The organism is Burkholderia sp. IO2 (assembly GCF_029522185.1).
GTDB lineage: Bacteria > Pseudomonadota > Gammaproteobacteria > Burkholderiales > Burkholderiaceae > Burkholderia > Burkholderia cenocepacia.
On record NZ_JAKWFH010000013.1, the window covers coordinates 62,651 to 75,268 of the forward strand.

Sequence of the window (12,618 nt, forward strand, 5' to 3'; positions counted from 1 at the left end):
TGGGGCCGGCCGCTTACTGCATCACCTGCAGGTATTGCTGGCCGAACGCCTGCTGCCCGGCCGCCATCTTGCCGAAGTCGACCGACTTCGCCCGCGCGTATTCGCTCGCCGGCAGGAACTTCGCGGCGACGTCGGCGCCGAGCGTCTGTGCGCGCACCGGACGCAGGTACGCGTTGGCCCACAGCTTCTGGCCTTCGTCGGACAGCACGAAATCGAGCACCTTCTTGCCGTTCGCATCGTGCGGCGCACCCTTCACGAGGCTCATCACGTACGGCACCGCGATCGTGCCTTCCTTCGGAATCACGAACTCGACGTTCGCGTTGTCCTTGTATTTCGCGCGATACGCGTCGAAGTCGTAGTCGAGCAGGATCGGAATCTCGCCGGACAGCACGCGCGCATAGGCCGTCTGCTTCGGCACGATCGGCGCGTTCGCCTTCAGCTTGCGGAACCAGTCGAGCGCCGGCTTGAAGTTGTCGAGACTGCCGCCGAGCGCCTGGTTGACGGCGACCGCGCCCGCGTAGCCGACGAACGCGCTCGACGGATCGAGATAGCCGACCATGCCCTTGTATTCGGGCTTCAGCAGATCGGCCCACGAGCGCGGCACCGGCTTGCCGTCCAGTGCGTCCTTGTTCACGAAGAAGCCGAGCGTGCCCGAGTGGATCGCGAACCAGTAGCCTTGCGGGTCCTTCAGGTTCGCGGGAATGTCGTTCCAGTGCGCGGGCTTGTACGGCGCGATCACGCCCTTGTCCTTCGCCTGGAACGCCGACGACACGCCGAGGTAGACGACGTCGGCCACCGGGCTTTTCTGCTCGGCGATCAGCTGCGCGATCGACTGGCCGGAGTTCTTGTTGTCGAACGGCACGCGGATGCCGGTCTTCTGCTTGATCGCCGCGATCTGCGCGGCCCAGTCGGCCCATTCGGGCGGGCAGTTGTAGCAGATCGCCGTTTCGTCGGCGTGGGCCGCGGGGGCGCCGGCGACGAGCGCGGCAACGGCGAGCGGCGCGGCGAGCGCGCGCAGCAGCGAGGTCAGGCGAAAGGACACGGTGGGTCTCCGGACGAGTGGGGTAGCGCTGGGGTAGCGGGGTGATCGGCGGGCGTGACGCGTGCGTTCTGCGATCACGCCTTGCGCAGTTGCAGCTCGGTGGCCGGCGGTGCGATCGTCGCACCGTCGCGCACCGCGTGCGGCAGGATCATCGACGTGCGCTCGATCGCCGCGCCGCCGATGGATTCGACGAGACGCTGCCATGCGTGGCGGCCGATGTCGCGGTTCGGCGTCGCGACGCTCGCGAGCGGCGGCGCGAGCAACTCGCCGATCGCGATGCCGTCGAAGCCGAGCACCGACAGGTCGTCGGGGATCGAGAAGCCCGCGCGGCGCAGGCCGCGCATCACGACCATCGCGAGCAGGTCGTTGCTGCAGAACAGGGCGGTCGGCCGCGTGGCGTGCGCGGTGAGATGCGCGAGCACCGCATCGGGCAACTCGGGCGCGTTGAAGTCGACTTCGACGGGCGGCAGCGTGGCCACGCCGCTTTCCTCGAGTGCCTGCGCATAACCGAGATGGCGCTGGCGGGCGCGATCCGACGCGGCGAGCGAACCGGCCAGCATCAGCACGCGGCGATGGCCGCGCGCGGTCAGCAACTGCACGCCGTCGTACGCGGCGCGGCGGTTGTCGACCGACACCGACGGACGGCGCTGCGTGTCGTTGTGCATCAGCACGTAGTGCGAGCCGTCGCGGTCGAGCATGTCGAGCAGCGGGTGTGTGTCTGCATCGGCGACGGTGAGGATCAGCCCTTCGACGCGCTGCTCGCGCAGCGTCTCGATCGCATGACGCTCGCGCGCCGCGTCGTATTCGGTCGTCATCAGGATCAGCTTGAAACCGGCCGCGGTCGCGAGCGCGTCGATGCCTTGCAGGCAGTCGGCGAACACCGGGTTCGACAGCGTCGGCACGACGACGCCGACGAGCCGCGTGCGCTCGCCGCGCAGTTGCCGGCCGAGCGGGCTCGGGCGGAACTGCAGCGTATCGATCGCGGTGCGGATCGTCTGCAGCGTGGCGGGGCTGACGGTATGCGGCGCGTTGATCGCACGCGAGACGGTGGCGATCGAGAAGCCCGCGAGGGCAGCGACGTCCTTGATGGTCGAGGTCATGAAATAACGCGATGTAAACGTTTTCGGCCGGGGAATTATCGAAAACGTTTGTGACTTCGCGATGACGCATGCGACGCTTGTTTCGCGACAAGCACGACACAAACGTCAGACGGTTGGGGCCGTCGGACGACGCGCGGTCGATTGTATCGGGGGATGTTGCGGCGCGGGACGAAATCGTCGGCCGTGTCGTATCGGTGTCGAATGCGCGGGTAGGCGCAATGCGACGATGAGCGGTGTCGCGATGCGGCGCGGCGGAATGAGGGAACGCATGCGCAAGCAATGGTAGAATCGCGTCCGCCCTCTTGCCGGGGTGATGAAATTGGTAAACATAGCGGACTTAAACGATTGAGTGCCCGGTCGGAAACGGTCGGTGCAGAACCCTTCAAATTCGGCGAAACCCCTGATGTGCGCATCGAGGCAACGCCGAGCCAAGCCTCGCGGCATCCGCGAGGAAGGTGTAGAGACTAGACGGGGGGCGCCTAAGGCGCACGGGCAGCGGTCACGCCCGCGCGCGACGGTGAAGGCATAGTCCAGCGCACGAACGGTTCGCGCACGCGACGCCGGCTTTGAAAGAAGCAGTGTGACGAAAATCCGCCGCCTTAACTGGCTTGCCGGTTCGAGTCCGGTCCCCGGCACCATCGATTGCGTTGATGCGATTCGATTCGATGAAGGTGTGAAAAACCCGCGAGAAATACAGCGCTCGCGGGTTTTTTATTGGTCCGGCGTCGCCATCGACGCAGGGGTGCGCCGCTCGCCGGGACGTGCAGAATGTCGCCGCTTGTCGCGTGTCAGAAAATCCCCAGCCCGCCGTCCGCGCCCCAGACCTGCCCGTTCGCATAGCTCGTTTCCGACGCCGCGAGCGCGACATACAGCGGGGCGATTTCCGCCGGTTGCCCGGGCCTGCCGTACGGCGAGCCCGCCGCATAGTTGACGACCGTCTCCGGTGGCTGACCGCCGCTCGATTGCAGCGGCGTCCAGTAAGGGCCGGGCGCGACCGCATTGACGCGAATGCCGCGCGGCCCGAGCTGTTTCGCGAGCGATCGCGTGAACGCGATGATGCCGGCTTTCGTCGTCGCATAGTCGAGCAGGTTGGCGCTCGCCCTGACCGCCTGGACCGACGTGGTGTTGATGATCGACGCGCCGGGCGGAAGATGCGGGATCGCCGCCTTCGTGATCCAGAACATCCCGTAAAGATTGGTCTTGACCGTCGCATCGAAGTGCTCGGTCGTCATCTCGCCGATCGAATCGAGCGCCTGTTGTCGGGCGGCGTTGTTGACGAGAATGTCGAGGCCGCCGAGTGCTTCCGCCGCGCGTGCGACCAGTCGCTGGCAGAACGTTTCGTCGCGGATGTCGCCCGGCAGCGCGACGGCTTGGCGTCCCGCTGCCCGGATCAGCGCAACGACTTCCCGCGCGTCGGATTCCTCCACAGGCAGGTAGCCGATCGCGACATCCGCCCCTTCGCGTGCGAACGCGATGGCCGCTGCCCGGCCGATGCCGGAGTCGCCGCCGGTGACGAGCGCCTTGCGGCCGACGAGCCGGCCACGGCCGCGATAGCTTTGCTCGCCGTGGTCAGGGCGCGGCTGCATCCGGCTCGCGAGTCCCGGCGGCGCCTGGACCTGATGCGGGAACGGCGGCTTCGGGTACAGATCGACCGGATTCGTCAGGCCCTGCGCGGCGGGCGGCGCGTCGACGGCATGCGCGGTGGACGGGCCGAGTGCGGACATCGCGGCCAGTGCGCCAAGATTGCCGATGACATGTCGGCGCGACACGCGCATGCCTGCTTCGTTATCGTCGTCTTTCAACAGATGCTCCGTGAGCGAAATCGCGCGTCGCGTTCCGTGCCGTCCGCGCGAAAGTGGATGATCGCCGTACGGCCGGCGAAATCGTCGGCGCGCGACGACGGTGCCGTCACGCGCCGGTACATCGCGCTCATTCGACGCGCAGGATCAGCTTGCCGGTCGTCTGGCCGGTTTCGAGCGCGTGATGCGCGTCGGCAATCGCGTCGAATCCGTAGCTGCCGCCGATCAGCGGCTTCAGCTTGCCGGTCGCGAGCAGTCCGAACAGTTCGCCGAGTGTCCGGCGCACGACGTCGTCGTTGAGGAACGCGTGCAGCGCGAAGCCGGACACCGATCGGCAGCCGAAGATCAACGCATTCATCAGCGCGTCGTCGACCGTCAGGAGTTGACCGCTCGCGGCACCGTAGCTGACGAACCGGCCGTATATCGCAAGGCCCGATACCAATGTGCGCGCGACCGTCCCGCCGATCGAATCGAACACGACGTCCGGGCCCTCCCGGCCGGTGGCATCGCTCAATTGATCGGCCCAGTGCGCGTCGCGATAGCTGATGGCCCGATCGGCGCCCAGCGTTCGCACCGCATGCAGTTTGGCCGGCGCGCCGGCGAGGCCCGTGATCGAGCGTGCTCCGTCGAGTCTCGCCAGCTGGATCAGCATCGACCCGACACCGCCGGCCGCGGCGGTGATCGCGACCGTGCGTGCGGCCACCGGCGTCTCGCGCAGCAGCACGCGGGCCACCAGCCCCTGCAGCATCACGGCGACCGCATCGTCGTCGGAGACTTCGTCGGGAATCGCGGTAATCAGCGCGGCGCCGAGCGTCACGTATTCGGCGTAGCCGCCGGTCGCGCGCATCGCGCCGAACAGCGGCGCCGCGACGCGTGCGCCGATCCGGATGTCGCGGACGTTCGCGCCCACCGCGGCGACGGTGCCGACGACTTCCGAGCCGGGCACCGCGGGCAGCGTCAGCGCCGGGCCCGGATAGGTGCCGGCGCGTTGCAGCGTTTCCGCGAAATTCAGCCCGACGCGCGTGACGCGGACGAGGACCTCGTCCGCGGCAGGCGTCGGACGCTCGATCACGACGGGACGCAGGACGGAAGGATCGCCGACCCGCTCGATCTGGATGGCATGCATGCTGCTCATGGAAACATCTCGCTTGAAAAGGGGGCGTTCGCCCCGGGGGGATGAATGAAGCGCGGACGCGATGCGGCCGCGCAAGTGGGGGTGTTGCCGCAGACGTGACGGATCAGTCCGGTTGCGCGCGGTCGAGCGCGAGACGGCCGGCGCCATGCAGGAACAGCGCGAGCAGGCCGCCTGCCATCGACAGGTTCATCATGAAGAACGTCTGCTGCGTCTGGTCGCCGCCGCCGTGGAAGATCACCGCGGCGATGATCGAGAAGATCGCGAGCCCGAGCGCCGCGAGCCGCGTCATGAAACCGGTGATCAACGCCAGGCCGCCGGCGATCTCGACGACGATCACGAGCGGAAGCAGCGCGCCCGATACGCCCATGTGTTCCATGTACTGCTGGGTACCCGCATAGTTGAAGATCTTGCTGATCCCGGCGCCGAGATACACGCCGGCGATGAGGAGGCGCACGAGGACGGACAGCACGAGGTTGACGACGGGCGTCTGCACGGTCGTTTTGTAAAGTGCGCGGTTGATCGAATTGATCATTGGGAATCCATAATGAATGAGTGGGCGGGCGGTCGAGCCGGCCGGGTGACGGTCTGCTTACGCGTCGAGCGTCGGGTAGTCGGTGTAGCCGGCTTCACCGCCGCCGTAAGCGGTGGACATGTCCGCGTGCGCGAGCGGGCGATCGTGTCGAATGCGCGTGACGAAATCGGGGTTCGCGATGAACGGGTAGCCAAACGACACGAGGTCGGCATGGCCGTCGGCGAGTGCCTGTTGCGCGCGTGCTTTCGTGTAGCCGCCGTTCGCGATGTAGAACCCGCCGAAGGCACGGCGCAATGCGCGGTAGTCGAACGGCGGCGCCTGATCGGCCGCGACCTGCGGAATGCCTTCGACGACGTGAAGATAGGTGGCGAGCCCGGTCAGCCGGTCGGCGAACCGCTCGAACAGCGCCTGCGGCTGGCTGTCCGCGATGCCGCCGAAATGCGGCGTGACCGGCGAAATGCGGACGCCCACGCGCGCGGGACTCACGACGCGTCCGACCGCCCGCACGACGTCGAGCGGCAGCCGGATCCGGTTGTCGATCTCCCCGCCGTACGGGTCGGTGCGCCGGTTGGTACCGTCGCGCAGGAACTGATCGAGCAGATAGCCGTTCCCCGCGTGAATCTCGACACCGTCGAAACCGGCCTGCAACGCGGCCTGCGCCGCATGTGCGTATTGCTCGACGATGCCGGGGATTTCATCGGTGTCGAGTGCGCGCGGCACGGGGTGCGGCTTCGGCCCGTCCGGCGTGAATGCCTGCCCGTCAGGCTGAATGGCCGACGGCGCGACGGGCAGCGCGCCGTCAGGCTGCAGATCGGGATGGCCGATGCGGCCGACGTGCGCGAGTTGGACGAAAATCCGGCCGCCTGCGCGATGCACGGCATCGGTCACGCGTTTCCAGCCGTCGATTTGCGCATCGCTGTAGATCCCCGGCGTGAACGGATAGCCCTTGCCGAGCGGCGAGATCTGCGTGCCCTCCGTGACGATCAAGCCAGCCGACGCGCGTTGGGCGTAGTAGGCGGCGTTGATCGCGCCCGGTGCATCGCCGGCGCCGGCCCGGCTGCGCGTCATCGGCGCCATCACGATGCGGTTGCCGAGCGTGATCCCGCCGAATTCGAGCGGGTCGAACAACGTGGCGCGGGTCGATGCCGCCCGGTCGGGTGAAGCGTGGTCGATCGTCATGATTCCATTTTCCTGTCGTGTTCATGGGTCGTCGACGCGCGTGCCGGGATGCCCGGCGTGCACGCGTCGAACGCTGCTGAGCACGAATTTAGGAGAATGCCGTGATCGAAACAATCGTCTAAAATGGATCGTTAAAATCGATTTTCTTGATGGATCATGGAGCGAAGCCCCAATCTGGAGCAACTGCGCGCGTTCATCGCGGTGGTCGAATCCGGCAGCTTTTCCGGCGCGGCACGGCGGCTCGAGCGCGCGCAATCCGTCGTCAGCTACGCGATCGCCAATCTGGAGTCGTTGCTGGGCGTGCCGCTTTTCGAACGGGGCAAACGGCGGCCGACGCTGACGGCGGCCGGCGAAATCGTCCTGGCCGACGCACGGCGGCTCGACATGCTGACGGGCCAGTTGCTGGCGAAAACCGCCGGGCTGCGCGGCGGGGTGGAAGCCGAGCTGTCGCTGGCGGTGGACGTGATGTTTCCGCTGGCCAGACTCGTCGAGGGGCTGCGTGCGTTCGCCGACGAATTTCCCACGGTCGCGCTCAACCTGACCATCGAAGCGCTCGGCGGGGTGATGAAGCTGGTGGTCGACGGCGGCTGCGCGCTCGGTATCAGCGGGCCCGTGCAAAACTGGCCGGACGTGATCGATGCGACGTCCATGGGCGCGATCGAACTGGTCACCGTCGCCGCGCCCACGCATCCGCTCGCGCAGCGCCGCGGGCGTGTGCCGCTGTCCGACGCGCGCGAATATACGCAGCTCGTGCTGACCGACCGAAGCAAACTGACCGAAGGGCAGTCGTTCGGCGTGTATGCGACGCGCACATGGAGGACCGCGGACCTCGGCGCGAAGCATCGACTGTTGCTCGAAGGGCTCGGCTGGGGATCGATGCCGATGCATTTGATCGAGGACGATCTGCGGCAAGGCCGACTGGCCGTCGTGCGCTTGTCGGATCGCGATGTGTTTCGATACGGCATGTCGTTGATCCGGCGGGCCGATCGCGCGAGCGGGCCCGCGACGCAGTGGCTGATCGACCATCTGACGCGTCCGGGCGAACTGGAGGCCTGAAGCGCTGCACCGTCTCTGCGCTTCACTGCGCCGAAAACGGCGCCATGTGATACTGGCACGCACGTCGCAGCGGACACCTTCGTCGCCCCCGGCAAACGCGTGCTGCCGACCGCTTCCGTCATCGTTCGCCTCTCGCAAGACCATCCGTCATGACCGACTCGACCCACCACTATTACGAACCGTCGCAAGGCCACGGCCTGCCGCACGATCCGTTGAACGCGATCATCGGCCCGCGCCCGATCGGCTGGATTTCATCCCGCGGCAGCGACGGCACGCTGAACCTCGCGCCGTACAGCTTCTTCAACGCGTTCAACTATCGCCCGCCGATCATCGGCTTTTCGAGCACCGCCGCGAAGGACAGCCTGCGCAACGTGCAGGAAACCGGCGAGTTCGTGTGGAACCTCGCGACGCGCGATCTCGCCGAGCGGATGAACCAGACCTGCGCCGCCGTGCCGTACGACGTGAACGAATTCGAACTCGGCGGCCTGACCGCCGTGCCGTCGCGCCTCGTCGACGTGCCGCGCGTCGCGGAAAGCGGCGTGAACTTCGAATGCAAGGTGACCGACGTGATCCGGCTGCGCGATCATCGCGGCGTCGAGACGCCGGCCACGCTGGTGCTGGGCGAGGTCGTCGCGGTCCATATCCGCCATGACCTGCTGAAGGACGGCGTGTTCGACACGTTCGGCGCGGGCATCATTCTTCGTGCGGGTGGCCCGTCGGCCTATGCGCACGTGACGCCCGACAGCCGCTTCGACATCTTCCGGCCCGACGCATGATCGATCGCGCGCCGCAGTAAGCCGGCAATCGGCGCGGAAGCGCCCGAATCCGAAAAGACCCCGCGGAGATCGAGGATTTCGCGGGGTCTTTTGCTTCGTACCCTCAGAGGAAGCGGGCGCGCCGTTCGTCCGTCCCCCGATGCCCGATCGCCGCTGGCTCGGCGACCCCGCACCGCAGCAGACCTCTCCCGCGCCGCCACCGTGCGCCGCACTCACACGCCGCCTCCCTCCGCCATGGCAAATCTGCTCACCACGAACGAGCGGCTTGGGCATCGACGCCCGTCGCTGCCAGGCATAAATTTCCAAGGTTGACGTGCTTATCCGCGCGTCAGCTCGCGCGCAGGCCGGCAACCGGCCCGCGCGTTCCCAAACAGCGTGAGACACAATCGAGCGTGGAGACGACACGATGAGCCTGTCAGAGCCATTGCGTCTGCATGTGCCGGAGCCCACCGGGCGCCCGGGCTGCAAGACGGACTTTTCCTATCTGCATCTATCGCCGGCCGGCGCCGTTCGCCGCCCGCCGATCGACGTTGCCGCGGCGGACACCGCCGATCTCGCCCGCAGCCTCGTGCGCGTGCTCGACGACAACGGCAAGGCCGTTGGCCCGTGGGCGCCCGATCTCGACGATGCGCGACTCATCGCCGGGCTGCGCGCGATGCTCAAGACCCGCATTTTCGACGCGCGCATGATGATCGCGCAGCGCCAGAAGAAAATCTCCTTCTACATGTTGAGCCTCGGCGAAGAGGCGATCGGCACCGCGCACGCGATGGCGCTGCGCGACGGCGACATGTGCTTTCCGACCTACCGACAGCAGAGCATCCTGATCGCGCGCGACGTGCCGCTCGAGCGGATGATCTGCCAGCTGATGTCGAACGAAGGCGATCCGCTGAAGGGCCGCCAGCTCCCGGTGATGTACTCGGACCGCGAAGCCGGCTTCTTCTCGATTTCCGGCAACCTCGCGACGCAGTTCATCCAGGCGGTCGGCTGGGCGATGGCGTCGGCGATCAAGGGCGACACGAAGATCGCGTCCGCGTGGATCGGCGACGGCGCGACGGCCGAAGCCGATTTCCACACCGCGCTCACGTTCGCGCACGTGTACCGCGCGCCGGTCGTGCTGAACGTCGTCAACAACCAGTGGGCGATCTCGACGTTCCAGGCGATCGCGGGCGGCGAGGGCACGACCTTCGCCGGGCGCGGCGTCGGCTGCGGGATCGCATCGCTGCGCGTCGACGGCAACGACTTCCTCGCGATCTACGCGGCGTCGAGCTGGGCGGCCGAACGCGCACGCCGCAATCTCGGCCCGACGCTGATCGAGTGGGTGACCTACCGCGCGGGCGCGCATTCGACGTCGGACGATCCGACCAAGTACCGGCCGAGCGACGACTGGTCGCATTTCCCGCTCGGCGATCCGATCGAGCGCTTCAAGCGCCACCTGATCGTGAAGGGCATCTGGTCGGACAGCGCGCACGACGTGTTGACGGCCGAGCTCGAGGCCGAGGTGATCGCCGCGCAGAAGGAAGCGGAGAAGTATGGGACGCTCGCCGACGACCGGATTCCGTCGCCGGCCTCGATGTTCGACGACGTGTACAAGGAACTGCCCGCGCACCTGCGCCGTCAGCGCCAGGAACTGGGAGCGTGATCATGGCGCAACACGAGACAGGGACGGCGACGCAGCCGATGACGATGATCCAGGCGTTGCGCTCCGCGATGGACGTGATGCTCGGGCGCGACAGCGACGTGGTCGTGTTCGGGCAGGACGTCGGCTATTTCGGCGGCGTGTTCCGCTGTACCGAAGGACTGCAGAACAAGTACGGCAAGTCGCGCGTGTTCGATGCGCCGATCTCGGAAGGCGGGATCGTCGGCGCGGCGGTCGGGATGGGCGCGTACGGCTTGCGCCCCGTCTGCGAAATCCAGTTCGCCGACTATTTCTATCCGGCATCCGACCAGATCGTGTCGGAAGGCGCGCGGCTGCGCTACCGCTCGGCCGGCCAGTTCACCGCGCCGATGACGATCCGGATGCCGTGCGGCGGCGGGATCTACGGCGGGCAGACGCACAGCCAGAGCCCGGAGGCGATGTTCACGCAGGTGTGCGGGCTGCGCACCGTGATGCCGTCGAATCCGTACGACGCGAAAGGGCTGCTGATCGCGTCGATCGAGAACGACGATCCGGTGATCTTCCTCGAACCGAAACGGCTGTACAACGGCCCGTTCGACGGCCATCACGAACGGCCCGTCACGTCGTGGCTCAAGCATCCGGCGAGCGCGGTGCCCGAAGGCTACTACACGGTGCCGCTCGATACGGCCGCCGTCGTGCGGCCCGGCAACGACGTGACGGTGCTCACGTACGGCACGACGGTGCACGTATCGCTCGCCGCCGCCGAGGAGACCGGCATCGACGCGGAAGTGATCGACCTGCGCACGCTGTGGCCGCTCGACCTCGACACGATCGTCGCGTCGGTGCGCAAGACCGGGCGCTGCGTCGTGGTGCACGAGGCGACGCGCACCTGCGGCTATGGCGCGGAGCTCGTGTCGCTGGTCCAGGAACACTGCTTCTACCACCTCGAGGCGCCGGTCGAGCGCACGACGGGCTGGGACACGCCGTATCCGCATGCACAGGAATGGGCGTATTTTCCGGGGCCGACCCGGGTCGGTGAAGCGTTGCGACGCGTGATGGAGGCGTGAGATGGGGATTCATGTCATCAAGATGCCGGATATCGGCGAAGGGATCGCCGAGGTCGAGCTGGTGGCCTGGCATGTGGAAGTCGGGCAGACGATCAAGGAAGACCAGCCGCTCGCCGACGTGATGACCGACAAGGCGGCGGTCGAGATTCCGTCGCCGGTGACGGGCAAGGTGATCGAGCTGGGCGGCCGGATCGGCGAGATGATGGCGGTCGGCAGCGAGCTGATTCGGCTGGAAGTCGAAGGCGACGGCAACCTGAAGGCCGGGGCACCGGTGCGGGAAACAAAGGTAGAAACCGCACCGGTCGCGGTGGCGGCACCGTCGAAACCGGTAGCCGACGCATCGGCCGAGTCGTCTGCGCAGCCGGCGGCGCCTCGTGCACCGGCGAAACCGCGCCGCGAGGAACCGGTCGCGCAGCCGCGCGTGGCGCTGGCACCGGGCGAACGGCCGCTCGCGTCGCCGGCCGTGCGTCAGCGTGCGTGGGACATGGGTATCGAGCTGCGCTACGTGCGCGGCACCGGTGAAGCCGGGCGGATCCTGCATGCGGATCTCGATGCATATGCGCGCACCGGCGGCGGCTCGGCGCACGGGGCACAACCGCGCGGCTACGACGAACGCCACGACGAAACCGAAGTGCCGGTGATCGGCTTGCGGCGCGCGATCGCGCGCAAGATGCAGGAAGCGAAGCGCCGCATCCCGCACTTCAGCTACGTCGAGGAAATCGACGTCACCGAGCTCGAATCGTTGCGCACGGAGCTGAACCGCCGCCACGGCGACACGCGCGGCAAGCTCACGCCGCTGCCGCTGCTGATCCGCGCGATGGTGATCGCGCTGCGCGACTTCCCGCAGATCAACGCGCGGTTCGACGACGAAGCGGGCGTCGTCACGCGCTACGGCGCGGTGCACATGGGCGTCGCGACGCAGACGGACGGCGGCCTCACGGTGCCCGTGCTGCGTCATGCGGAAGCGCGTGACGTGTGGTCGATCTCGGCGGAAATCGCGCGGCTTGCCGACGCGGTGCGCGCGAACCGGGCGCAGCGCGACGAGCTGAGCGGGTCGACGATCACGATCTCGAGCCTCGGCGCGCTCGGCGGCATCGTGTCGACGCCGGTGATCAATCATCCGGAGGTGGGCATCGTCGGCGTCAACCGGATCGTCGAGCGGCCGATGATTCGCGACGGCGCGATCGTCGCGCGCAAGATGATGAACCTGTCGTCGTCGTTCGATCATCGCGTCGTCGACGGCGCGGATGCGGCCGAATTCATCCAGGCCGTGCGCGCGGTGCTCGAACGCCCGGCACTGCTGTTCGTGGAGTGAGC

11 protein-coding genes are annotated in these 12,618 nt (G+C 67.4%); 5 read left to right on the plus strand and 6 right to left on the minus strand.

Going from position 1 to position 12,618, the window contains the following annotated elements:
• Positions 1-13: 13 nt before the first annotated feature.
• The 6 genes from MMB92_RS10830 to MMB92_RS10855 form a co-directional block, all read right to left on the minus strand.
• The gene (locus MMB92_RS10830) at positions 14-1,042 is read right to left on the minus strand and encodes an ABC transporter substrate-binding protein (RefSeq protein ID WP_006481822.1); all 1,029 of its coding nucleotides are present in this window, start codon (positions 1,040-1,042) and stop codon (positions 14-16) included.
• 74 nt (positions 1,043-1,116) lie between these two features.
• On the minus strand, positions 1,117-2,142 hold the full coding sequence (locus MMB92_RS10835; protein WP_006497652.1) for a substrate-binding domain-containing protein: 1,026 nt from the start codon (positions 2,140-2,142) through the stop codon (positions 1,117-1,119).
• Between the two features lie 788 nt (positions 2,143-2,930).
• The gene (locus tag MMB92_RS10840) at positions 2,931-3,917 is read right to left on the minus strand and encodes an SDR family oxidoreductase (protein WP_059721331.1); all 987 of its coding nucleotides are present in this window, start codon (positions 3,915-3,917) and stop codon (positions 2,931-2,933) included.
• A 154-nt stretch (positions 3,918-4,071) separates the two neighbouring features.
• Entirely contained in the window at positions 4,072-5,076 is a 1,005-nt protein-coding gene (locus tag MMB92_RS10845; RefSeq protein ID WP_006497650.1) for a zinc-binding dehydrogenase, read from the minus strand.
• Positions 5,077-5,179: 103 nt separating this feature from the next.
• Positions 5,180-5,608 (minus strand): DoxX family protein, encoded by a 429-nt coding sequence (locus MMB92_RS10850; protein ID WP_006497649.1) that lies wholly within the window; start codon positions 5,606-5,608, stop codon positions 5,180-5,182.
• A 57-nt stretch (positions 5,609-5,665) separates the two neighbouring features.
• Positions 5,666-6,787, minus strand: a complete 1,122-nt coding sequence (locus MMB92_RS10855; RefSeq protein WP_062910858.1) for an alkene reductase — start codon at positions 6,785-6,787, stop codon at positions 5,666-5,668.
• Positions 6,788-6,943: 156 nt separating this feature from the next.
• On the opposite strand from MMB92_RS10855, the gene MMB92_RS10860 reads away from it, so the two are divergent.
• The 5 genes from MMB92_RS10860 to MMB92_RS10880 all read left to right on the plus strand — a co-directional run bounded on the left by MMB92_RS10860 (position 6,944) and on the right by MMB92_RS10880 (position 12,616).
• A complete protein-coding gene (locus MMB92_RS10860) occupies positions 6,944-7,843 on the plus strand; it encodes a LysR family transcriptional regulator (RefSeq protein ID WP_264835443.1) in 900 nt (299 codons plus the stop codon).
• A gap of 149 nt (positions 7,844-7,992) precedes the next feature.
• The gene (locus MMB92_RS10865) at positions 7,993-8,619 is read left to right on the plus strand and encodes a flavin reductase family protein (RefSeq protein WP_006497648.1); all 627 of its coding nucleotides are present in this window, start codon (positions 7,993-7,995) and stop codon (positions 8,617-8,619) included.
• 406 nt (positions 8,620-9,025) lie between these two features.
• Positions 9,026-10,258 carry a 3-methyl-2-oxobutanoate dehydrogenase (2-methylpropanoyl-transferring) subunit alpha gene (locus tag MMB92_RS10870; protein ID WP_277562692.1) on the plus strand — a complete coding sequence of 411 codons (1,233 nt, stop codon included), beginning with the start codon at positions 9,026-9,028 and terminating at the stop codon, positions 10,256-10,258.
• Positions 10,259-10,260: 2 nt separating this feature from the next.
• Positions 10,261-11,301, plus strand: coding sequence for an alpha-ketoacid dehydrogenase subunit beta (locus MMB92_RS10875; RefSeq protein WP_011545040.1), 1,041 nt, complete (start codon positions 10,261-10,263; stop codon positions 11,299-11,301).
• A 1-nt stretch (position 11,302) separates the two neighbouring features.
• Positions 11,303-12,616: a dihydrolipoamide acetyltransferase family protein gene (locus MMB92_RS10880; protein ID WP_006497646.1), complete on the plus strand. Its 1,314-nt coding sequence runs from the start codon at positions 11,303-11,305 to the stop codon at positions 12,614-12,616.
• Positions 12,617-12,618: the final 2 nt, after the last annotated feature.